This window comes from Nannocystis pusilla (genome assembly GCF_026626665.1).
GTDB lineage: Bacteria > Myxococcota_A > Polyangia > Nannocystales > Nannocystaceae > Nannocystis > Nannocystis pusilla.
This window is the reverse complement of record NZ_JAPNKE010000002.1, coordinates 1090099-1111755: the sequence shown is the minus strand read 5'-3', so window position 1 is coordinate 1111755 and position 21657 is coordinate 1090099. Positions and strand designations below refer to the sequence as shown.

Genomic DNA, 21657 nt, shown 5'->3' with positions numbered 1-21657 from the left:
TCGATTCTCGCGCCGTCGCTGGCTGCTCGGGGTCGGCTCCGCGAGCCTCGTCCTGCCCGCGCTCGAGTACTTCCGCCCCGCCACGGCCAGCGCCGCCGGGCCGCGCCGCGGCTGCTCGTCTATTACTTCCCCAACGGTCGCCGGCCCGAGTGGTGGGTGCCGCAGCTCGTCGACAGCCAGCTGGTGTTCCCGGCCCAGGCGTCGGCGCTGCAGCCGTTCGCCGACCGGGCCCTCGCCTTCGAGAACCTGTCGAACAACGCCGCCATCGCCAGCCCCGGGGCCGCGCACGCCATGGGCACCGGCACCATCATGACCGGCCGGCACATCGTCGACCTCAGCGGCAACGGCCAGAACGGGGTCTCGCTCGATCAGCTGCTCGCCCAGCAGCTCGCGCCCGACACCCGCTTCAAGTCGCTGCAGTGGAGCGCCGGCGAGCCCGGCCCGTGCGACGTCGGCGGCTCCTCGTGCGCCTTCACCCAGAGCATCTCGTGGACCGGCCCCGGCTCGCCGCTGGTCGCCACCATCGATCCGAGCGCCGCCTTCGAGCGCCTGTTCGGCGCCGGCGTCGACGGCCTCACCGGGCCTCCGGCCGACCTGCGGCGCCAGACCAAACAGTCGGTCATCGACTTCGTCCGCGACGACGCGCGCGTCCTCCAGCAGCAGCTCGGCAGCGCCGACCGCACCACCCTCGAGGCCTACTTCGACGCCCTCCGCGACCTCGAGCTCAGCCTCGCCAGCAGCGGCGCCGAGTGCTCCGCCGATCCGCAGCCGCCGGTGCCGGGCCTCGACTACGCCGGCCGCGTCGACGCCTTCCACCAATTGATCCGCCTCGCCTTCCTGTGCGACCAGACGCGGATCATGACCTTCATGATCGAGTTCGGCCTGAGCTGCCGCTCGCACGACTTCCTCGCCGCCCCCGGGGGTCACCACGCCCTGTCGCACTTCGGCGATCAGGCCGCCAAGGATCGGCTCGAGAAGGTCGAGACCTGGCAGTGCCAGCAGTTCGGCGCCATGCTCGGGCTCCTGCGCGACACCCCCGGCACCACCGGCGCCAGCCTGCTCGACGAGACCATCGTCCTGGGGATCGCCAGCATGGGCGAGGGCAACGGCCACGACCACGGCCACAACTGCCCGATGCTGTTCGGCGGCGCCGGCGTGCTCGCCACCGGCAACCGCAAGCTCGCGTTCCCGGTCGACGGCCAGCCCCCGCTGGCCAACCTGCACGTCACGCTGCTCGAGGCCTACGGCGTCGAGGGCAGCTTCGGCTTCGACGGCGCGGTGTTCGGCGACGACGGCAACGCCACCATCGACGGCGTCCTGCTGTGAGCGCGATGACCCGCTCGGTCCTCGTCCTCCTCGGCCTCCTCGGCGTCGCGCCGGCCGTCCGCGCCGCCGGGCCCGTCGGCGCCGTCACTGCCGACTGCGCCGGCGTGTCCGGCTGGGCTCATGATCCGGACGCCCCTGCCACCACCATCGACGTCCACCTCTACTTCGACGGCCCCGCCGGCTCGCCCACCGCCACCGGCGTCCCGCTCACCGCCAATCAGGTCCTCGCCGTCGGCTGTCGCGGCGAGCAGTGCCAGCACGGCTTTCGCGGCGTCCTCCCGTTCAGCCGCCTCGACGGCCAGCCGCACATCGTCCACGCCTACGGCATCGACACCAACGGCGATCCCAACCTCGAGCTCTCGGGCTCGCCCGCCACCTACGCCTGCCCGCCGCTGCCGGTGGTCGCCGGCGTCAAGCGCCACATCGCCGGACCCTCGATCCTCGATCAGTGGCACTTCTCCACCTACTTCGACCTGATGAAGGTCGCCGACCTCGACCTCGCCGGCACCCCGATCGGCACCACCGTCGACGGTCCGCCGCAGCTCGCCGTCGCCGAGGGCACCACCGCGCCGCTGTGGCTGCTCGATCAGGGCTTTCGCCGCCTCGTCGTCCCCGAGCTCGTCTCCGCCTGGCGCTTCGACCCGGCCGCCGCCGCGGTGATGCCGGCCGACGCGATCGCCGGCCTGCCGGAGGGCACGCCGCTGACGGGCCGACCGATCCTGGTCCAGGGGACAGGTCCCGAGGTCTGGCTGCTCGACGAGCACCAGTGCGGCGCCGACGATCCGCACCCCGCCTGCGCCGGGCCGGAGAGCCCGACCACCGGCGACACCGGCGACGAGCCGACCGCGAGCGGTAGCGACAGCGGCGACGACACCGGCAGCGAAGGTGGCACCTCGAGCGGCACCGGGACCACCGGCGACTCCGACACCCTCGGCGAGGCCACCACCGCCGCCGCCACCGACGGCGACACCGCCTCGAGCACCGGCGACGCCGAAGCGGCCGGCGACGAAGCCGGCTGCGGCTGCCGCAGCGCCACGCCGACCGGCGCCTGGCTGCTCCTGCTGCTCGCCCTCCCCCGCCGCCGCCGCGCTCGCGCGTGCTGACGGTATTCCTGAACGCGGCGGCGAACTCGTAGCGCCGCCGCGTCGGCCGCAGGCGGACTCACACGCCAGGCCGGCGATCGGACATGGCCGCTCGGACATGCCCGCGAGGGCATGCCCATTAAAACATGCTCGAGAGCGCATGCCCTGAAGGACATGCGCTCTCGGTCAGGCACCCACGAGCCGGCGGCTCAGTCGCTGCCCCACTGCTGCTTCGCTAGCCACGACAGGAAGTCGCGGCCGACCACGCGGCGGCTCGCCTCGTCGTGCCAGAACGACAGGATCTGCCCGACCCTGCCGCCCTTCGCGGGCGCCAGGTCGACCACGTCGTGGTTGCCGGAGCCGTCGTAGGTGACGGGCACCCACTCGGGGATCCACCACTTCTGCTGCACGCCGGGGCCCGGGTCGCTGTGGGCGTTGTCGCCGAACACGCCCTTGTCGAGCAGGTCCTTCCAGATCTTCCACTCCCCGGCGATCCGCGCCAGCGACAGCAGCTCGCGGCTCTCGACCACGAACTGGCTGCCGCCGCCGTCGTGCGCGAGGTACCAGGCCTTGACCTCGTCGGGCAGCGTCAGGCCGAGCGTCTGCTCGAGCTCGGCGAGCGCGGCCGGGCTGGCGCCCGGCGGGAGCTCGACCCCGGCCGCGAGCGCGGCCGCCTCGATCGTGGCGATCAGCTTGGCCGGATCGCCGCCGCCGGCCGACGGCTTGCCGCCGGCCTGCTTCGCCTTCGCGCCCTTCGCCGGCGCGCCGCCTCGCTCCACCGGGCCGCTCTTCGCCGAACCGCCCGGGCTTCTACTGGCGTCGTCGGAGCTCTTGCCCGACTTCTTGCCCTTCGTCCCCTTCGCGCCCCTGGCCGCGCTCTTCTTGGCCTTCGTGGTGCCCTTGCGCGGCGCCGCGACCTCGGTCTTGCCCGCGGCCGCCTTCGGCCCCGCGACCTTGGCCGCCTTCTTCGCCGCCTTCTTCGCCGGCGCCGCCTTCGTCGGCTTGCTCGCGCCCTTCGCCGGGGCCGCCGCCGCCTTCTTGGCCGCCTTGCGACCGCCGCGAGTCGTGGCCTTCGCCAGCACCGCCTTGACCGTGGAGGTCGCGGCCTCGACCGCGGCCTTCGTCACGCTCGCGACCGTCTGCACCGCGTTCGCCAGAGCCGCCGGGGCGCCCTTGCCGGCCTTGGCCGCGGCCGACTTCCGCAGCGCCCGCTGGTGGGCCTGCTTCTTCGCCGACAGCCCCTTCTTCGGCGCCGCGGCAGCGTCGGCCTTCGCGCCCTTCTTCGCCGCCTTCTTGCCGGTCGCCGCCGACTCGACCGCCTTCGCGTACTCGGCCAGCAAGTTCATCTTCGCCGGCGCCTTCTTCGCGGCCTTCTTGCCCTTCGCCGCGTACTCGGCCGCCGGGGTCGACTTCGCCGCGTACTCGGCCCCCACGCCGGCCTTGGCCGCCTTCTTGCCCTTCTTGCCCTTCGGCGCGTACACGCCGGCGTCGACCACCTGGGCCGCGCCCTTGCTCGCCTCGGTCGCGCGCGGCGGGGCCAGCTTGCCGCGCTTCTTGCCCGCGCCCTTCGAGCCGGCGATCCACGGCGCCGCGGCCGTCTCGGTCACCGCCTCGGGCTTGGCGGCCTTCGCCTTGCTCGCCTTGCTCGCCGTCTTCGCGGCCTTCTTCGCCGACTTCTTCGCGGCCGGCGGCGCGGCGCTGGTCGCCTTCTTCGCCGCCTTCTTCGCCGCCTTCTTCGCCTTGCCCGCGGCCGGCTTCGCCGCCTCGCTCGCGGCCGGCTTCTTGGTCGCCTTCGCCTTGCCCGCGGCCGGCTTCTTCGTCGCCTTGCTCGCCGTCTTCGCGGGGGCAGCCTTGCCGCCCTTCGCCGCGGTCGCCGGCTTCGCCGAGGTGCCCTTCGCGGCCTTCGACGCCGTGCCGGTCGTCGCCTGGGTCGTCTGCTTCTTGCTCGCGGCTGCTTCCTTCTTCGCCGCCTTCTTCTTCGCCCCCGCCGTCTTCTTCGCCATCCGGGTAACCTCGCCTTCGCATGTGTGATACACGCCGAATCGGCCGCTTCGCAAGCGCCCTCCGGGGCGGGGTGTGAATCGATCGACAATACCCGCGACGGCCGTCGGCTCGCCGCGGCAGCGACGAACGAACGGCGAATCGACGTAGGATCGAGCCAGTGATGCAACCGGCGGCCTGGCCTTTCGGCCACGGCCACGCCGCCCATCGTGCCACCAATCGACCCCGAACACCGGGGATCTCCTCGCCCCACTGGGGGCACCCCGGCGAACTTTAGCTCAGCCCGCCTGCCGACGCGCCCGCTCGACCCCCGGGACCCGCTCGATCTTCGCCAGCACGCGCACCAATTGCTCGTTGCTCGACACCTCGAGGGTCGCCGAGATCGACGCCGACTGCTCCTTCTTGTTCGTCGTCACCGTCGTGCCGCTGACGTTGATCCCCAGGTCGGCGAAAACCTCGACGATGTCGCGCAGGAGGCCGATCCGGTCGCTGCCCTGGATCAGGACCGTCACCGGATAGCGGCGGCGGTTCTCGTTGCCCCACGCGATCTCGATCAGGCGCTCGGGCTCGGGGCTGCTGAGGATGTTGGGGCAATCGCGGCGGTGGATGGCGATGCCGCGGCCGCGGGTGATATAGCCGATCACCGCGTCGCCCGGCACCGGCGTGCAGCAGCGGGCCGGGTGACTCAGCACCCCGGCCTGGCCCTCGACGCTGACCCCGCCGGCCGCCGCCGGCTTGCTCGTCGGCCTTTTGGGGCTGGCCTCGGGGACAGGCGCCGAATGCGAGGACGTCGCCGCCGCGGCCAGCCGCGCCGCCTCGGCCGCCAGCTTGGCCGCCTCCTGCTGCGCGCGCTCGGCGTCGAGGATCTTGGCCGCCACCGCCTGGGTGGCGATGTCGCCGAACCCGATCGCCGAGAACAGCTCCTCCGGCGTGTTGTGATTGGCGAACAGCTTGACGTACTCGTCGTGGCGCGGGCGCTCGATGCCGACGCGCTTCAGCTCGCGCTCGAGCGACTCGCGGCCCTGCACGATCGCCGCCTCGCGGCCCTGCTGGCGGAACCACTGCCGGATCTTGTGACGCGCGCTCGAGGTGATCACATAGCCGAGCTGGGGGCTCAACCAATCGCGGCTCGGCTGGGGCGTCTTTTGGGTCAGGATCTCGACGCGGTCGCCGGTCTGCAGCTTGTGGTCGAGCGGCACGATCTGGCCGTTCACCAGCGCCCCGCGGCAGCGGTGGCCGACGTCGGTGTGGACGCGGTAGGCGAAGTCGACCGCGGTCGCCCCGACCGGCAGGTCGATGACGTCGCCGCCGGGCGTGAACACGTAGACCTGATCCTGGAAGATGTCGGTCTTCAGCGACTCGACCATGTCGTGCGGATCGGTGACCTCTTTCTGCCAGTCGATCAGCTGCCGCAGCCAGTTGAACTTCGCGTCGGCCAGGCGCCCGGCCTTGCGGCTCTCCTTGTAGGCCCAGTGGGCGGCCACGCCGTACTCACCGAATTGATGCATCTCCGCCGTGCGGATCTGGACCTCGAGCGAGCGCCCGCCGGGGCCGACGATCGCGGTGTGCAGCGACTGGTAGCCGTTCGGCTTCGGCCGGGCGATGTAGTCGTCGAACTCGCCGGCGATCGGCGTCCACAGGCCGTGGACGATGCCGAGCACCGCGTAGCAGTCGGGCACCGAGTCGACCAGCACCCGCACCGCGCTGACGTCGTAGATCTCGGCGAACGACACCCGCTTGCGCTGCATCTTCTTGTAGATGCTGTAGATGTGCTTGGGCCGGCCGCTGATCTTGCCGTGGATGCCGGCCTCCTCGAGGCGCGCCTGCAGCGTCAGGATCGCGTCGCGGATCATCCCGTCGCGCTCGTCTCGCTTGGCCGCCAGGGCCGCGCCGATCTGGCGGTAGATGTCCGGCTCGAGCTCGCGCAGGCACAGGTCCTCGAGCTCCCACTTGAGGTGGAAGATGCCGAGGCGGTTGGCCAGCGGCGCGTAGATCTCGAGCGTCTCGCGGGCGATCCGCCGCCGCTCGGCCTCGTCGGCCAGGCTCCGCAGCGCCCGCATGTCGCGGAGGCGCAGCGCCAGCGCCACGATCACCACGCGCACGTCGGCGGCGATCGCCATGAACATCTTGCGCAGGCTCTCGCCGTCGTCGCCGGCGGTACGGTCCCAGCGCATCGTCGCCACCCGGCGCACGCCGTCGACGATCGCCTGCGTGTCGGCGCCCAGCGCCTCGCCGATCGCCTCGAGCTTGATCGTGCCGGAGATGGCCGCGTCGGCCACCATCGCGGCCGCCAGCGCCGGCGGGTCGAGGCGCAGCTCGGTCAGCATGTCGGACGCGACCACCCCGCGCTGGGCCGCGGCCGCGTCGCCCGCCTCCGCCAACGCGTGGGCCTTGCCGACCAGCACGGCGCCGTCGCTGTACCGACCGGCGATCTTCTCGCGCAGGCTGTCGAGGTTGCTCTCCGCCGCCTTGACCATCGACTCGCACAATAGGTCCTGGCCCGGCCCCTCGCCAGCGAAATTCTCGCCGCGTCCGCTGCACGTCGGCGCCGCGCCCTCCCGCCGGGCGAGCTTCACCGTGAGGGTCGGGCGCCTCGGCCCCGCAGGGCCCGCAGTCGCCCCGCGATCGCGCCGACAAGGAGCCCGCCCGCCAGCGCCGTCACGTGGGCCGCGCCGCCGACCGGGCCGACCAGTCCCAAGAGACAGGCGCCGAGCCAGCCCGCCGCCAGCACCACCTCGAGCTCGCCCGCCGCCCCGGCGCGCCGCTCGGCCGCGGCGACCCCGATGAGCCCGAACGCCGGCGTCGACAGGCCGATACAAGCTGGCCCGAAGAACATGGCCTGAACGACATTGCCGAGGAGACCGAAGCCGATCACCATCGCCGCCAGCGCGGCGGTGCCCGAGCGGGCCTCGACGCGGCGCGCCAGCTCGGGCCACACCGCCGCCACGAACAGCAGGTGCAGCGGCCCCGAGTGGACGATCACCGGCGTCAGCCACTGCCACGGCGCGCTCGCCGACAGGCCGGCGGCGTCGGGCAGCAGCCGGGCGACCAGCGGCGAGGCCGGATCGCCGAGCCGGGTCATCACCGCCGCGATCGCCACGAACCCCAGCAGCGCCCACGTCAGCGGGGTCGGCGAGGCCCACGGCGTCGACACGGCCGGCTGCGGCAGCGCGGCCGCTGCCGGCCCCGCGGGCGCCGCCCGGGTCTCGGCGCGGATCCGCTCGGCCTCGCGGGCCACTGCGAAGCGCGCGGCGCCCGGCTCGCGACGAAACGACGCCAACTCGTCACGCACCCGCGGCAGCGCCTCCTCCTCGACCACCCACACCGTCCAGCCCTCCGGCGCCGGCCGCAGCCGGGCGGCGATGCCCAGGGTCAGCAGGTAGTCGGCGAAGCGCCGGGCCTGGCGCTGCTCCGGGATGACGCCGGCGGGTCGCATGCGGCCGCGAGACAACCTCCGACTTCGCGGCGCTATTTCACTCGATCTGCAGCGTCGCCGACTGTCCGTAATGGTCGGACAATTCGTGGCTGCCGGCCGCGCCGAAGTCGAGCGGCTCGGTGTACTCGAGCGCAGTCGCGACCACGCGGACATGCCGCTCGACGTCGCGGATGAAGACGTAGTCGAGCCGCGCCGGGTACTCGGTCGCCCCGTACTGCTGGAAGTACAGCGAGTTGCAGTCGGTGCCGGTGAACGTGTCGGCCGGGATCGTCGCGCAGCGGCCGGCCAGCGGCTCCTCGATGTACGGCCCGAACTCGAACGGCAACAGCAGCTGCTGCATGCGCGTCACGTCGGCGGCCGGCTGCAGCGCGCTGCGGCTGTCGTAGAGCCCGCCGTAGTGCAGCATCAGCGGGTACATCATCGCGTTGTGCCACCAGCCCGTCAGCACCTCCTCGCCGGTGCTGCCGAATCGATCCTCCGGATAATACGGCCCGGCGTTGAAGTCGCCGCCGACCAGCACCACGTCGCCGTCGTCGTGGCTCTTCGCGTGCCCGCCGAGCACCCGCGCTTGCACGTCGCGCTCCTGCCACAATTCGGGGAATGCGGTCAGGTGCGTCGCATAAAGGTGGATCCGCCGTCCGGTCGGCGCGTGCGTGAAGCTCCAGCGGATGAGCCCGCGCTTGATGCCGGGGCCCGGGAACAGCTCGATCTCCCGCTGGGCCGCGTACTGCGCCTCGCCGAACTCCTGCTTCGGATCGCCGATCAGCGCCTCGCGGACCAGGATCACGAGGCCGTGCTGCGCGTGCCTGTCCTCGCTGCCGGCGTAGATCGCATAGCCCTGCCGCTTCGCCTCGGCCGCGAGGCGCTCGACGTCGACCAGCTTCACGCCTCTTGCAAGAACAGCACGTCCCAGCCGTCGCCGAGCAGGCGCGCCGGCACCTCGGCCCGCCGCTCGACGTAGTACGGCACGCCGACGTGGGTGAACGGATACCAGCGATTGAGCAGCCCGACGTTGTACGTCAGCACCTTCAGGGTCGCCGGCGCGGCCAGCGGCGGCAACGCGGCGTGCTCGCTCGCCTGCGCCGCCAGCAGCGCCGACGGATCGGGCGCCGCGGTGAAGCGCAGCCGCTCGGCGTAGAACAGGTCGCTCGTGCGCAGCGTGGCCCCGTCGTCCAGCGCCGCCGCCAGGTGCTGCAAGATCGGGCTGTCGACCAGCATCACCTCGTCCTCGGGCCGCGAGCCGAGGTCCTCGGGGATCTCGTCGTCGGCGCAGGCCGGCGCGAGGACCAGCAGGGCGGCGAGCGTGAGGCGGTGCGCGTTCATCGTGCGATCCTCCGTCAGAACCGACCGGCCAGCCCCAGGCCCGCGTAGCCCGGCCCCAGGCTCGGCGCCACCTGGACCTTCGCCGCGGCCCGCGAATAACCTGTCCCATAAGCCAGGTGGGCCGCGCCGGCGAAGATCGCCCCCGCGCCGATCCAGAACGTCGTCTCGAGCGTCGTGTAGGCGCAGCGGTTGCTCGGACACGCGTCGGCGATCGGCAGGAACAGCGCCCGCGACAGCGCCCACAGGCCCAGCCCGCCCGACAGCAGCCCGATGCCGACCAGGCGCATGCGCTTGGCGTCGCGGACCTTGCCGAGGCCCGCCTCGTGGCCGCCGCGGCGGTAAGCCCCCGCGGTGAGCAGCCCGAGACCTGGCCCGAAGAACATCAGGTTGTTCCAGTTGGTCACGAACACCAGGTTCGCGGTGCTCCAGCGGGCGAACGGATCGGTCGGCACGATCTGCGCCGCGGTCGACCAGAACACCTCGAGACCGATCCGCCCGACCACCCCGAGCCCCGTCAAGACCCCGCCGGCGATCAGCAGCCCGCGCCCCGTCTTCGCCCGGGTCGGCCGCGCGGGCGCGGTCGTCGGAGCAGGTACCACCGCACCGGTCGCCACCGGATCGGCCGGCGTCGGCGCTGGCGCGGACGCGGCCTCCGTCCCGTCCACCGCCGTCGGTGACGCGGCCTCGGTCCCCTCGTCCGCGCGCACCTCTGCCGGCGAAGCGAGCGCGACGACGAGGATGAGCGACGACACGATCATGACGCAGCGCCACGATAGCGGCTCCGTCGACCGCTGTCATGACCGTCCCGCGCGCGAACCCGCACGCGCGCACCTGCTCGCTCGCCGCGAACGCGGGCGACCGGCCGCACGCAATCTATCCCCGAGGACAGGTCACGCCACGCGTCGCCGGCCCGCGAACCGACCATTCCGACCACCCCATTCAATGATTGCGCGAGCATGAGGCGGCCAGACTCCTCGCGACCCGCCCGTCGCGTTCGCGCGAGCGATCTTTTAGCGACAGGCACCGCAGCCTCGACCGTCACCGCTCAGCTCGCCGTGAGGCCACGTGTGCGACCGCCCGCTCGCAACATGTCCGCGGGAGCAGGATCTGCCGCCACGCGGCTCCGCCTGCCTGCTGGCTCGCCGCAGTCGCGTGCGACCGTCGCTCGCAACATATCGCCGAGATAGGCTACGCGGTCGGTCTCCGACCCGGAAGCGAACCTCTTCTCGGCATTCCATCGGACGCCCTCGAGGACATGTCGCATGCGACATGTCCGCGAGCACATGCCCCTTCGGTCAGGCCGCGCGGCGGCGGCGGCGGGCGAACAGCAGGCCGACGCCGAGCACCCACGCGAAGCTGGGGTCGTCGCTGACGCTGCAGCCCTTCTTGGCGACGGGCGGCGGCTCTTGCGGCTCCGCGCCCGTCGGCGCCGGCGGGGGCGGCTCGGCGGGGGCCGGCGCGGCGCAGGCCAGCTCGAGCTCGACCGCCGGCGTCGTGATCACCTTGGCGCGGTCGGGCGAGGCGACCTCGACCTCGACCTTGTGGGGCCCGGGCTTCAGCGCGTCGGGCTGGTCGCAGGCGACGAACAGCTTGTCGCTGCCGGCCTCGCCGGTCCACGTGCGGCCCGGATCGACGTGGTTGCACAGGCCGCTGCTGGCGTTCCACACCGCACCGTCGACGCGGGTCTCGTAGACCAGGTAGTCGCGCAGCGCCTCGGCCTCGGCCGGCAGCTTGACCTTGAGGGTCGCGGTGGCCGCCTCGATCTCATGGCTGCAGCTCGCGGGGTGGGCCACCTGGATCTTCTCTTGCGTCGGCGCCGACAACGTCAGCTTCGCCTCCGGCAGCACCAGCGGCCCGGCCGCGATCGTCACCGTCGTGGTCGTCTCCGGGGGCGGCACGTTGGTCGCCGCCGGGTCGAGGTTCTTGCGGGTCTCGGCCGCCTCGGGCCCCTCGCGCACCGTCACCTCGTACACCTGGCCGGGCTTGAACTTCGCCGCCGGGACGATGACCTCGACCGGCCCCTTCTCGACGATCGTGTACTTGACCGGCACCTTCTTCTTGCCGTCGACGCGCACCAGCGTCACGCGGCCCTTCGCGCTGCTCAGCTTCTCGCCGCCGGTCCAGGCGAAGCCCTCCGCATCGGCCGGCACCGCGCCGCCCGAGCCGACGTAGAGCTTGCCGCCGCCGAAGTCCTGCCGCAGGCAGGAGCACGCCTTCGCCTCACCCTCGCCCATGCTCGCCAGGGCCAGGCTCACCAGGACAACCATTCGTAAGAGTCGCATCGCGGGGGATGGTACACGGACGGGCCCGATCGTCAACCATGGGCCGGTGCACCGTCCGTTCGTCCGCGGACTGATGGATCTCCCCGCGACTGTCGTTGCGATCGGAGAATCCTCCTCGTCCTGCCGCCGGCCCCCTGTTTCTCGCGAAGCCGTCACCTCTCGGACCGAGCCTCGCGCGCCGGCCATGACATCGCAGCGGGGCCGGCCTCGCCGCGAGGACGGCGATGCGAAGGCGCAGCGCGCAAGATGCGGGCCGCGTTCGCCGGCCCGTGTTAGCTTCGCCCGGGCGTGCGCCGGATCTCCCTCGCCCTCCTCCTCCTCGCCTCGGCCTGCGCCGGCAACCGAAGCCTGCGCAGCGAGGCCCGCGTCGAGCTCGACGCCCTCGCCGCTCGCGGCGCGCTCCAGCCCGGCCAATCGATCGCCCCCGCCGCGCTCGCGCCTCTGGCCGCACGCTTCGCCGAGGCCCGCGTCATCGGGGTCGGACGCCCCCTCGCCGGCGGGCACGAGTTCGTCGTCCTCGCCCGCGACCTCTTCCTCGCCCTCGTCCGCGACCACGGCGTCACCGGCCTCGCGCTCGACGTCAGCATCCACGCCGGCTTCGCCCTCGACGCCTGGGTCACCGCCGCCGGCGAGCCAGACCTCGACGCCCTCGACGCCATCCTCCTCGACCTCGACGAGCCCGCCCTGCGCACCGCCGACTTGCGCGACTTCCTCGCCGCCGTGCGGGCTCACAACGCGGCTGGCCCGAAGACCATGTTGCACGTCCACGGCACCGACCCGGGCGAGCTCGACGCGGTCGCGCGCGGCTACCTCGCGTACCTCCAGGCCGTCGATCCCGAGCACGCCGAGCGGGCCACCGCGATCCTCCGCGGCGGCGACGGCCCCGGGCTCGTCGCCCTGCTCAAGCGCCTCGACGAGCAGCGGCCGGCCTACGTCGAGCGCAGCTCCGCCTCGGCCTACGCGCGCGCGCATGCAAGCCGAGGCCGCCGTGCAGTTGCTCGACCAGGCCGAGAGCTGGGCCTTCGACGCGCCCGAGTTCCACCGCGCGCGCAACCTCGACCTCGCGCTGCAGCTCGGCGGCGCCGGCAACAAGCTGTTCTTCTGGGGCGAGAACCGGCGGGCCGCCGCCGACGTCCCCGGCGCCGCGCCCTCGGTCGGCGAGTACCTGCGACAGTGGCACGGCCGCGGCTACGTCGCCGTCGGCGGCCTGTTCGTCCGCGGCCGCGCCGTGCTCGAGCGGACCGACGGCCGCCTGTGCCCGCTCGACTTGCCGCCTGCCCCTTCGGGCAGCTTCGACGCGGTCTTCGCCGGCCTCGCCGGTCCGGCGCTGCTGCCTGTGCCCGACCTCCTGCGCGGCAGGGGCCTGCAGCGCAGCCTCGGCGGCAAGCCGGCCATCCGCGCGATCGAGGGCGCCTACGACCCCGCCGACGCCGCCCGCTACAACGACGTCTACAAGTCGCTGTCCACCGCCTTCGACGCGTTGCTGGTGGTCCCCGTGGTCACCGCCGCCGCCCTCGCCCCCGGCCTCGGCCGGCCCGGGCCCGACGGCTGCGTCGAACTGCTGTGATTCGCGGGCAATGACGCCACCGCGATCGGGCATGTCGTGAAGGACATGTCCCATCGCTCCGCCGCCTGCGAGCCCTCGCGGCCGGCGGCGGAGAACCTGTCGCAAAGGACATCCCGTCCCCGCGGGTCCTGCCATTGCCCGCCGACGTCCGCAGACCGTCCGGGTTCGAGTTCGCGCTCGTGGGCCCAATCGATGGGTCGCGCGATCCTGGCGTATTGACAGACGCGTCGACTCTCGCGTACGCTCGTGGTCCTTGGTCTCTATGTCGCTCGACGCCCGCACTCTGTTTTGCGCCTCCTCGTACGCCCCGGCCGTTTCGGCCGCAGCGGGCGTGCCAGGAGCGTATCCGGCGGGATCGGCGACAGTACGCTGATTTTGTCTCCGGCCGCCGCTGCGGCTCGTAACAATCTCCGGTGCGACCGTCCTGCGAGGCGGCCGCGTCGGCGGGCACGTCGGGTATCGCCGTGTCCGCGCATTTGCCAGGGACCTCGTCCAAGAAAGCGCAGGTACATCATGTCCAGCTTCGCCGTCCACGTCGTGCGTGTGGCCATCGAGCCGCACGAGAACGCCGACGCCCTCGAGATCGCCCGCGTCGGAGATTACCGCTCGATCGTCCGCAAGGGTCAATTCGTCAGCGGAGACCTCGTCGCATACATCCCGGAGCAGGCCATCGTCCCCGAGCCGCTGCTCGACGAGCTCGGCCTGCGGGGGCGCCTGTCCGGCAAGGACATGAACCGGGTCAAGGCGATCAAGCTGCGCGGGGTCCTGTCGCAGGGCATCGTCTATCCCGCCCGGCCCGGCTGGTCCGAAGGCCAGGACGTCACCGCCGAGCTCGGCATCATCAAATACGAGCCGGTCGTGCCGTCGCACATGAACGGCCACGTCTACGGCGCCGGCCCCGATCGCTGCGTCAAGTACGACATCGAGAACGTCAAGGCCTTCCCCGACGCCTTGCTCGCGGACGAGCCCGTCGTCTTCACCGAGAAGATCCACGGCACGTGGTGCCAGCTCGGCCTCGTGCCGAACGACGCCGCCGGCGAGCACGGCCCCCTGATCGTCAGCAGCAAGGGCCTCGCCGCCAAGGGCCTGGCCTTCACCCCGTCGGCGGCCGAGAACGCCCACAACCTCTACCTCCGCGTCGCGCGCCACCTCGACTTCGAGGCCCGGGCCGCGAAGGTGTTCGCCGACGAGCTGGCCGCCGGTCGCCCGGTGTTCGTGCTCGGCGAGGTGTTCGGCGCCGGCGTGCAGGACCTGTCCTACGGCTCCAAGACCGATCAGGACCGCAACCTCGGGTTCCGCGTGTTCGACATCTACACCGGCTGGTACGGCCAGGGCCGGTTCCTGTCCGACGCCGACCTGCAGGCCGCCTGCGACGCGTTAGGGCTGCCGCGCGTGCCCGTGCTCTACCGCGGGCCGTTCAGCCGCGACGCGATGGCCGAATACACCGACGGCCGCGAGACCGTGTCCGGCCAGGGCCTCCACGTCCGCGAGGGTATCGTCATCCGCCCGCAGCTCGAGCGCCGTCACCCCGAGCTCGGCCGCGTCCAGCTCAAGAGCGTGTCCGAGAAGTACCTGCTCCGCAGCGGCGGCACCGAGTACAACTGAAACGAGTCGCGGCGCGCGGCCCCCGCGCGCCGCGACTGTTTACATTTTCACGCGCCCTCACGAGAGCACGGCGCTGACTCGCGGCGGTCACGTCGGCCACGGGCTCGCTCGACTCGCCGCGCGAGGCTCACGGAGCCGCCGTTCGCATGAACGCCGACTCCGGGAGGATGTGATAACGCTCGCGGAGCGCCTCGACTGGCTCCTCGATCACCTCCCAGTAGTCCCATCCGTCGTTGATGTCGATGGTCATCGCCGCCCCGCGGCGCACGGCCACGAGCAGCCGCGCCGGGTCCATCTGCAGGCGCGCGGGCGGGATATTGGGCGCGGTCTGCAGCCCGAGCTGGAACTGCGACAGCACGAACGCGAACCAGTTGTGCACCTCGTAGGACGAGTAGCCGGCGCTGAACGCCGCCGCCAAGATCTCCTGATCCGGCGTCGTGCCGTAGCCGGACAGGACGTGGGTCATGTCGTGAAACACCATCGCCTCGGGCGGCGCGTACGCCTCGCCCGGGAACGCGAACTCGTTGGCGACCATGTACTCGAAGTAGCTGCGGCCGAGGCTGCCTGCCGCCAGCCGGCCCAGCGCCAGGTAACGGGCCGTGAGCGCCGGATCTTGATGGAGGCCCAGCATCCCGAGGATCGCCTTGGGGATGATCGCCCGGCCCTGCACCGCCGCCATCTCGGCGATCTTCTTCGGGGCCCACTGGCGGCGGACGATGTCGAGCCGGGCGCGGCGATAGTGGCCACGGGCCAGGCGATCGAGGTTGTGCACGGCCGAGCTCTCGACGCCGAGCGCCGCCGCGAACGCGGCCACCAGATCGGCCTCCGCCTGTCCGACCTCGCCGTCGGCCATCGCCATCACCAGCATCGCGGCGACGAGCTGGAAGCGCAGCGGCGGCGGCGTGAACCGGGCGGCGAGCTCGGCCGGGGCGATCGGCTCGAGCAGGTCGAGGTCGCGGCCGCTGCCGTCGCCGAGCAGGGCGTCGGCCGCCCGCAGCACCGCCGCCTCACCGTCGCTAAGCGGCCCGTCGACGCGAGCGACGGTAGCGAGAGTCCGCAGGCCGAGGGTGAGTTGCTCTGGATCGGGGATGAAGAATTCCATGGCGCGCTCCTGGCTCGAATGGGCCTTGAAACAAAATGATAGACTGTACCTCAACATGTTTCAAGCCCTGCTATCCTCTTCCCATGCCTCCGGACGACCCCGCCCGCGCGCGGATCCTCGACGCGGCCCAGGAGCTGCTCGACCTGCGCGCCGGCCCGCTGCGGCTCGCCGACGTCGCGGTCCGGGCGGGGCTCGCGCGCGTCGCTCTACCGGCGGTTCGCCGACCGTGAGGCGCTGCTCGACGCCCTCCAGGCGGAGCGTGGCGTCGCGGCCGGCGAGCCGGGGCTCGACCTCCGGCGGACCATCCTCGCCGGCGCGCGCGAGGCCTTCAACGCCAGCGGGCTCGGTGGGGCGACCATGGACGACGTCGCATCCCGGGCCGGGGTCGGCGTCGCCAGCGTCTATCGTCACTTCGAGGACAAGGCCGGGCTCCTGCGGGCGCTGCTCGCCGACTTCGAGATCGATACGCTGGCCGGGCAGCTCGAAGCCGCGTCGTCGACCCCCCTCGAGGCGTTCCTGGCTCGCGGCGCGGGGGATCATCGCCTTCTTCCTCGACAATCGGTTCGCTCTGGTGATGGTGGTCGATCCGAGCGACGCGACGCGCGAGCTCGTGGCCAGCGCGCGTGAGACCAGCACCCTGCGCCTCACGCCGGCCCTCACCGCCGCGCTCGCCGAGCGCCTCCGCGCCGGCGAGATCGTCGCGGACGAAGACCCACGGGAGCTCGCGGCCGCGCTCGTCGGCCTCTGCATCGCCGCGGTCGCGCTCACGCCGGCGACCGCCGACGATCCCGACGCCGCGGCCCGCCGGGTCGCCCGTCGCTTCGCCCGGGCGATCGCTCGCCGAGCCCCGGTCGCCGCGACAGGCCGGCGCGCGACCTGATCGACGACTCGCTACGCGACGACTCGCAGGTCAGACCCGCTCCAGGCGCCACACGGTCGTCTGTCGGGTCCCGTCGCGCCACACGACGGCGGCGAACCGGTCGGGGGCCAGCGGGGCCGCGATCTCGATGAACCCCTCGCCGTCGCTCACCGCGTCGAAACCCACCAATGGCACCACTTCAGCGCCGCCGAGATCGGCGGTGGCCACGATGGGTCCCTGCTCCGTCGCCAGGAGGAGCACATGCTCGTCGTCGAGGAAGCCGCCCCATACATCGATCCCCATCTGCACCTCCGGCAGATCCTCGGCCACCTCGAGGCGCGCCGCGATGTCGAGCTCCGGCCACGTCGCCACCACCGCGCGATTCGGGTCGCTGGGATAAGGCGGCAGCAGCACGCGTGTGCCGTCCGGGCTGAATCCCCGGTTCACGAACGCCTCGGCAGGAAACACCTCGCGGACCGTCAGCGCGTCGCCATCGGCACGGATCACGGCGAGCAGGCTGCCGTCCTGTCCCATGATGAAGTCACAGAGGAGCGCCGGATCCGTCGGGTGGACGAGGGCGTGCGCCCACGCGGCGTCGGCCTCGACTCGTCGCTCGTCGAGCACGACCCCCTTCAGGTCCATCAGCAGCACCCGGTGGAACTCCGAGAAGGAGCGTCCCTCGGCGTGGGCGCCCGGCACGGTGACGACGATGCGGTCCGGCGCGATGATAGTCGCGGAGTCCGCCGCCGCCGCGACGACGACGGCGCTCGGGTGGAGAGTATCCGCCACGATGCACAAGCCGCCGTCGACTGCAGCGACGAGGGCGCCGAGATCGGCGCGCGCGTCGAGCAGCTTCGCGGCGGAGGGCAAGCCCGTGGGCAATGGACGGAGGGGCCGCAGGTCCTCGTCCCACGCGACGAGAGCCCCGTCTCGAGCGTGAGACGAGGTCCGCGCGAGGTCCGGGTCAGGGGCAGCTTGCCGTCGAGCTCCGGCACCGTTCCGATCCAGTTCGCTCGCAGCGGCATGGACCGCACCTTAGCAGTCTCGCGGCCAGCTGCGAGCGTCCGATGTCAGCCTCACGGACAAGGCGGCGGCTCCGAGCCATCCGCCTCCGACCCCGGCTCGCACGGGCCGAAGCCCATCGGTGTGCAGGTCGTAGTATAGAACGCGTGCGTCCCGAGCTCGTCGGCGACGCACACGACCTTCCCGAACGGCTTGCAGATCGTGAACGGCCGGCAGCCGAGGAAGACCGTCGCCTCCCTGTCGGGCACGCACCACTGCGAATCGGCGCACTCGGCCGGGACGCCGAAGAGAGCGGTGCACGCGTCACTGGCGACACACTCGGCCTCGTCGGCGATGGCGAAGCAACCATCGGGATCGGCCTCGGGCGGCTCGTCCGACGGCCCCACGACCACGACACACGCCTCGGCCCCCGTCGTCGACGCCCCGCTCTCGCTCGCGGACCCGGTCGTCGGCTCCGGCAAATCACCCGTCGTCGAACCCGGGCTCGTCGTCTCGGTCGCGTCCCCCGCGGTCTTCTCGCCGGGCGCCCGCGTCACGCAAGCGGCCAGGAGTAGTGGAGCCGCGATCACGAGGGCGCCCGGATGCCATGCCATCGCCGCCATCTTCGCGCGTAAGGCCGTGGCTCGCAACCACGTCGATCGCGTCCCGCCGAATCTCCGCCCGGCCTGCCGCGCGCCCGGGCCTCACCGCCCGCGCCGCCCCGACCGGCCGCTCGCCCAGGCGGTGTAATCGAACAGCGGATCGAACAGCGGCCCGCGGTTCGGGGTGCCGAAGTGAATGGTGGGCGTGCGGTCGGCGGTGATCAGCGCGATCAGGCGTTCGACGGTGGCCGCGCCGGGCAGCAGCATCGCCGTCGGGTCCGGCGAATGCACCGAGTCGGGCCCGAACTCGCGCTCGGCGCGGTGCCGGACCTCCTCGGTCACCGCGATCTTCAGCGGCAACCACCGCTGCGGCGCTCCTTGCGGCGCGAACGCCCGCCACGCCACGGCCACCAGCGCCTCCTCGTCGATCGAGAAGCAGTGACACACCTCGGCCCGCTCGGCCCACAGTCGCATCATCTGCCGCGGCCCGAATCCGAATTGAGTGTCCACGTGGACCGTCGCCGGGCAGGTATCCGCCGTCGCCCACACGTCGCGCAATTCCTCGAAGCGCTCGAAGCCCGCCTGCGCCGTCAACGTGCGCCCCGCGATCGCCTCGCGCACCCACGCCGGCGCGACCGGCCGCGGCAGCGCCGGCTCGGGCGACGCGACCACCAGGCGCAGCTCCCATTCCCCCGCCAATCGCTGCAGCGCCGGCCAGTGCTTGTCGAGCCGGACGTCGTTGCGCAGCGCCAGATAGATCGGCTCCGGCGCGTGCGCCTCACCCCAGCCGCGCCACAGCCGGCGCTCGTCCTCGAGCGCCGCCACCGCGCGCGCCGCTTGGGCCACTCGTGGTCGGAGGTGGGCCCGTAGAGGATCGGGCCGGGCTTTGCTCCGTACATCGGCGAGCCCGCGGGCGACACCGGCAGCGGCCAGTCCTCGCGCTGCACGTGCGGGCTGCCCAGCCGCCCCTCCAGGTCGGCGAAGCTCCGGCGCATCCGCTCGACCTGCTCGCCGCAGGTGCTCAGGGTGATGGCCGGCGGGGTGAGGGCCGCCCCACAGAAGGGCAGCACGAGCGCGAGGGCGCGGAGGAGCAGGCTGGTGCGCGGCATGTCCGGCCGCCAACGCGGCGAGGCCCCCGCCGATCTCGCCGTTGTGGCCCGACTCACGCAACCTCGGGACATGTCCTCCGAGACATGTGATTCCCCGCGCTCTCCGGACCGCAGGCCGCCGCTCACGCCCGCGCGAGGGCCCGCGAGCTTTGCCGAGCCCGCTGGCTCGCCCCGTCGCACCTACATGGGACATGTCCTCCGAGACATATGCCTCCCCGCGCCCGCACCCCGCTGCCGGCCGCGCCCGCGCGCTCACGGAGCTCCGCCGAGCTCGCTGGCAGGCCCGAGGTGGCCCGCCCCGCACATGTCCTCCGGGACACATGATTCCCCGTGCCCGAACTGCAAGCCGCCTGTCGCGTACGCGCCCGCGCTCCATCCCCGACCTGGGATTGCAAGCTCCCACCCGCGCCCCGGGGGCGTGGAAGCCGACCGCAGCGCCCCGGTGATCCTCGGCCTCGTAGCAGTCCTCGGCTTCGGCGGTCGGTCGCCCGCGCCTGCCGGATCCACGATCCTCGACTCGCGCACCGCAGACCGCTCTCGCTCTGGACCTGCGATTCTTCCTGGCGTCCCCCAGGCCGCGCGCACCTGCGGCGGCGGGCCTTTATTCCCGCCTCGGCGCGTTCAGGGCCTGTGCGGTCGATCATCAATGCAGTGTCCTTGACCGCACGCTTTCGCTCGCGCACGCTTTCGCCGTGTCGTTCGCCGCTCGGGTCTCGTCGTCCGCCTGCGCTCTGCTCTTTCTCATTGCGGCATGCGGCGACGATACGGCCGGCGCGCCCGAGTCGGCCGTTTGCCCGGCCGACGCTCCCACGCGCCTCTGGGCCGCACCCGCCGACCGGGCCCCCGCGCTCAACGGGCATTTGCAGGACCTGACGCTGATCGGCGACACCCTGTATTTCCGCTGGGGTACCGACGTTCCGACCTGGCGGATGTACGCCGCCGACCTGTGCGGCGACGAGGTCGTCCCGATCGATTCCACCGAAGACCTCGTCGATCGCTTCATGCTGAGCGGCACGGACGACCTGGGCCGCGTCGCCTTCGGCCTGCGTGAGCGCGATGGAGCGGTCGTCCGGCTCGACCGCCTCGAGGTCGACGGCATCGACGAGCCCGTCGAGGTCGGCCGGATCTCCGACCACGAACTCATGGGCTGGAGCGGGGGCGCACACGCCATGTACTTCACGACCACCCCCGAGCGCGACACGAGCTGGGTCCCGTCCGCCGCCGGCGTGGGGGCGCAGCCGTTGACGCTGTGGCGCCTCGGTGACGACCCGGGCGACGTGCTCGAGCGCCTGCCCGGCGAGTTCATCGACGTCGCATTTTCCGACACGTTCGCGGGCGAGCCGGCCGGCGCCGGGCCGGTCCTCACCCTCACCGACGCCGGCGAGCTGCGGGTCTTCGATCTGCAGGGCGACGAGGTCGCCGCCATCGAGGGGGTGCGTCGCGCCCAGCGCTCACCCGGGGGCACCCGCGTCGTGTGGCAGCAGATCGGCGACGACGAGGTCGAGGCCACCTTCGTGCGCGACCTGGCCACCGGCGTCGACCTCGAGCTCACCGCCAATGCCCACACTGCGGTCTCGTGGGGTCGCGTCGATTTTGAGCAGCGCCTCACCGGCACCTGGGTCTGGGTCGACGACGACTGGCTCGGCCTCGTCGGCCCGGACGACACCCTGGTGGTCGTCCACGACGCCGCCACCGGCGAGGCGATCGAGGTGCCCGCGCACACCCGCGTGCTGACGGGCACGACCCACGGCTTCTGGCTGCAGATGCCCTCGAACGACGACGAGACCGTCGCCGCGCTGTGGAACCCGCGCGACGGCGAGCTGTTCGAGTGGTACCGACAGTCGTCGACGTACCCGTTCATCCGCCTGCCGATGATCGACGGCGACGATTGGTACTACCTCCGCAACGATCAGAACAACTTCAATCGCGGCAGCTGGTGGCGCATCGATCGCACCACCGGCGCCTGGACCGAGCTGCTGCCCACGCTCGGCGTGCCGTTCCACGAGCTCGAGGACGGCCGGATCGTCACCTCGCTCGAGAATACAAGCGACGGGTACGTCCGCCTCGCCGTCGTCGACCTCGATACCCGCGTCTACACCACCATCGCCGAGGACGTCGTCTACGGGTTCGTCCACGAGCCCGAGCACGGCGTCTACTACCTCGACGCCCAGGGCCCCGGTCTCGGCCTATGGGTCGCGCCGCTGCCCGAGGCCTCCACCGCGCCTCGCAGCCGGCGCGAACCCGGCCAGCGCAGCGGCGGTCCGCGGATCGATGCTCCGAGGTTCCCCGCCCGCGCCGACGTCGGCCCGCTCGCCGACGCGGCGCGCTGAAACATCACTGCCGTCGATCGCCGCGTCGGCC

General features: G+C 72.4%; 18 protein-coding genes and 1 pseudogene. 9 read left to right on the top strand and 10 right to left on the bottom strand.

The features are described from left to right. Nucleotides 1–3 precede the first annotated feature (3 nt). The gene (locus tag OV079_RS04980) at nucleotides 4–1326 is read left to right on the top strand and encodes a DUF1552 domain-containing protein (RefSeq protein ID WP_338089052.1); all 1323 of its coding nucleotides are present in this window, start codon (nucleotides 4–6) and stop codon (nucleotides 1324–1326) included. Nucleotides 1327–1331: 5 nt separating this feature from the next. Then, nucleotides 1332–2429: a hypothetical protein gene (locus OV079_RS04975; protein ID WP_267766546.1), complete on the top strand. Its 1098-nt coding sequence runs from the start codon at nucleotides 1332–1334 to the stop codon at nucleotides 2427–2429. A 188-nt stretch (nucleotides 2430–2617) separates the two neighbouring features. Here OV079_RS04975 and OV079_RS04970 read toward each other — a convergent pair whose 3' ends face one another. The 6 genes from OV079_RS04970 to OV079_RS04945 form a co-directional block, all read right to left on the bottom strand. Then, nucleotides 2618–4411 (bottom strand): SMI1/KNR4 family protein, encoded by a 1794-nt coding sequence (locus OV079_RS04970; RefSeq protein ID WP_267766545.1) that lies wholly within the window; start codon nucleotides 4409–4411, stop codon nucleotides 2618–2620. Nucleotides 4412–4687: 276 nt separating this feature from the next. Then, a complete protein-coding gene (locus tag OV079_RS04965; protein WP_267766544.1) occupies nucleotides 4688–6886 on the bottom strand; it encodes a RelA/SpoT family protein in 2199 nt (732 codons plus the stop codon). 95 nt (nucleotides 6887–6981) lie between these two features. Continuing rightward, on the bottom strand, nucleotides 6982–7845 hold the full coding sequence (locus tag OV079_RS04960; protein ID WP_267766543.1) for a rhomboid family intramembrane serine protease: 864 nt from the start codon (nucleotides 7843–7845) through the stop codon (nucleotides 6982–6984). Nucleotides 7846–7882: 37 nt separating this feature from the next. Further along, a complete protein-coding gene (locus tag OV079_RS04955) occupies nucleotides 7883–8731 on the bottom strand; it encodes an endonuclease/exonuclease/phosphatase family protein (RefSeq protein ID WP_267766541.1) in 849 nt (282 codons plus the stop codon). Next, complete coding sequence (locus OV079_RS04950) at nucleotides 8728–9168, bottom strand: hypothetical protein (protein WP_267766539.1); 441 nt, start codon at nucleotides 9166–9168, stop codon at nucleotides 8728–8730. The genes OV079_RS04955 and OV079_RS04950 overlap by 4 nt, the downstream gene beginning before the upstream one ends. 14 nt (nucleotides 9169–9182) lie before the next feature. Continuing rightward, nucleotides 9183–9926: a hypothetical protein gene (locus tag OV079_RS04945; RefSeq protein WP_267766538.1), complete on the bottom strand. Its 744-nt coding sequence runs from the start codon at nucleotides 9924–9926 to the stop codon at nucleotides 9183–9185. Nucleotides 9927–11738: 1812 nt separating this feature from the next. On the opposite strand from OV079_RS04945, the pseudogene OV079_RS57300 reads away from it, so the two are divergent. The 3 genes and pseudogenes from OV079_RS57300 to OV079_RS04930 all read left to right on the top strand — a co-directional run. After that, a pseudogene (locus OV079_RS57300) lies at nucleotides 11739–12257 on the top strand (hypothetical protein); the annotation flags it as partial. A gap of 163 nt (nucleotides 12258–12420) precedes the next feature. After that, nucleotides 12421–13017 carry an erythromycin esterase family protein gene (locus OV079_RS04935; RefSeq protein ID WP_267766535.1) on the top strand — a complete coding sequence of 199 codons (597 nt, stop codon included), beginning with the start codon at nucleotides 12421–12423 and terminating at the stop codon, nucleotides 13015–13017. Nucleotides 13018–13530: 513 nt separating this feature from the next. After that, nucleotides 13531–14622 carry an RNA ligase (ATP) gene (locus OV079_RS04930; protein WP_267766534.1) on the top strand — a complete coding sequence of 364 codons (1092 nt, stop codon included), beginning with the start codon at nucleotides 13531–13533 and terminating at the stop codon, nucleotides 14620–14622. A 127-nt stretch (nucleotides 14623–14749) separates the two neighbouring features. On the opposite strand, the gene OV079_RS04925 is transcribed toward OV079_RS04930, so the two are convergent. After that, nucleotides 14750–15724, bottom strand: coding sequence for a TerB family tellurite resistance protein (locus OV079_RS04925; RefSeq protein WP_267766533.1), 975 nt, complete (start codon nucleotides 15722–15724; stop codon nucleotides 14750–14752). A gap of 83 nt (nucleotides 15725–15807) precedes the next feature. Here OV079_RS04925 and OV079_RS04920 point away from each other — a divergent pair, with 83 nt between their 5' ends. The 3 genes from OV079_RS04920 to OV079_RS04915 are packed head-to-tail and all read left to right on the top strand — an operon-like array spanning nucleotide 15808 to nucleotide 16604. Next, nucleotides 15808–15954 carry a hypothetical protein gene (locus OV079_RS04920; RefSeq protein ID WP_267766532.1) on the top strand — a complete coding sequence of 49 codons (147 nt, stop codon included), beginning with the start codon at nucleotides 15808–15810 and terminating at the stop codon, nucleotides 15952–15954. A 4-nt stretch (nucleotides 15955–15958) separates the two neighbouring features. Then, entirely contained in the window at nucleotides 15959–16351 is a 393-nt protein-coding gene (locus OV079_RS57295; RefSeq protein WP_420829502.1) for a helix-turn-helix domain-containing protein, read from the top strand. After that, complete coding sequence (locus OV079_RS04915; protein ID WP_267766531.1) at nucleotides 16299–16604, top strand: hypothetical protein; 306 nt, start codon at nucleotides 16299–16301, stop codon at nucleotides 16602–16604. The genes OV079_RS57295 and OV079_RS04915 overlap by 53 nt, the downstream gene beginning before the upstream one ends. A 30-nt stretch (nucleotides 16605–16634) precedes the next feature. Here OV079_RS04915 and OV079_RS04910 read toward each other — a convergent pair whose 3' ends face one another. The 3 genes from OV079_RS04910 to OV079_RS04900 all read right to left on the bottom strand — a co-directional run bounded on the left by OV079_RS04910 (nucleotide 16635) and on the right by OV079_RS04900 (nucleotide 19033). Beyond that, complete coding sequence (locus OV079_RS04910) at nucleotides 16635–17453, bottom strand: hypothetical protein (RefSeq protein WP_267766530.1); 819 nt, start codon at nucleotides 17451–17453, stop codon at nucleotides 16635–16637. Nucleotides 17454–17659: 206 nt separating this feature from the next. Next, nucleotides 17660–18199 carry a hypothetical protein gene (locus OV079_RS04905; protein ID WP_267766529.1) on the bottom strand — a complete coding sequence of 180 codons (540 nt, stop codon included), beginning with the start codon at nucleotides 18197–18199 and terminating at the stop codon, nucleotides 17660–17662. 90 nt (nucleotides 18200–18289) lie between these two features. Then, nucleotides 18290–19033 (bottom strand): hypothetical protein, encoded by a 744-nt coding sequence (locus tag OV079_RS04900; protein ID WP_267766528.1) that lies wholly within the window; start codon nucleotides 19031–19033, stop codon nucleotides 18290–18292. A gap of 1123 nt (nucleotides 19034–20156) precedes the next feature. On the opposite strand from OV079_RS04900, the gene OV079_RS04895 reads away from it, so the two are divergent. Then, nucleotides 20157–21626 carry a hypothetical protein gene (locus tag OV079_RS04895; RefSeq protein ID WP_267766527.1) on the top strand — a complete coding sequence of 490 codons (1470 nt, stop codon included), beginning with the start codon at nucleotides 20157–20159 and terminating at the stop codon, nucleotides 21624–21626. Nucleotides 21627–21657 lie beyond the last annotated feature (31 nt).

Excerpts from the sequence above, each read along its gene's own strand:
- OV079_RS04965 (WP_267766544.1), bottom strand. The coding sequence starts at position 6,886 with ATGGTCAAGGCGGCGGAGAGCAACCTCGACAGCCTGCGCGAGAAGATC.
- OV079_RS04945 (WP_267766538.1), bottom strand. The coding sequence starts at position 9,926 with ATGATCGTGTCGTCGCTCATCCTCGTCGTCGCGCTCGCTTCGCCGGCA.
- OV079_RS04930 (WP_267766534.1), top strand. The coding sequence starts at position 13,531 with ATGTCCAGCTTCGCCGTCCACGTCGTGCGTGTGGCCATCGAGCCGCAC.
- OV079_RS04935 (WP_267766535.1), top strand. The coding sequence starts at position 12,421 with ATGCAAGCCGAGGCCGCCGTGCAGTTGCTCGACCAGGCCGAGAGCTGG.
- OV079_RS04975 (WP_267766546.1), top strand. The coding sequence starts at position 1,332 with ATGACCCGCTCGGTCCTCGTCCTCCTCGGCCTCCTCGGCGTCGCGCCG.
- OV079_RS04920 (WP_267766532.1), top strand. The coding sequence starts at position 15,808 with ATGCCTCCGGACGACCCCGCCCGCGCGCGGATCCTCGACGCGGCCCAG.
- OV079_RS04970 (WP_267766545.1), bottom strand. The coding sequence starts at position 4,411 with ATGGCGAAGAAGACGGCGGGGGCGAAGAAGAAGGCGGCGAAGAAGGAA.
- OV079_RS04915 (WP_267766531.1), top strand. The coding sequence starts at position 16,299 with ATGGTGGTCGATCCGAGCGACGCGACGCGCGAGCTCGTGGCCAGCGCG.
- OV079_RS04905 (WP_267766529.1), bottom strand. The coding sequence starts at position 18,199 with ATGGCATGGCATCCGGGCGCCCTCGTGATCGCGGCTCCACTACTCCTG.
- OV079_RS04925 (WP_267766533.1), bottom strand. The coding sequence starts at position 15,724 with ATGGAATTCTTCATCCCCGATCCAGAGCAACTCACCCTCGGCCTGCGG.
- OV079_RS04960 (WP_267766543.1), bottom strand. The coding sequence starts at position 7,845 with ATGCGACCCGCCGGCGTCATCCCGGAGCAGCGCCAGGCCCGGCGCTTC.
- OV079_RS04950 (WP_267766539.1), bottom strand. The coding sequence starts at position 9,168 with ATGAACGCGCACCGCCTCACGCTCGCCGCCCTGCTGGTCCTCGCGCCG.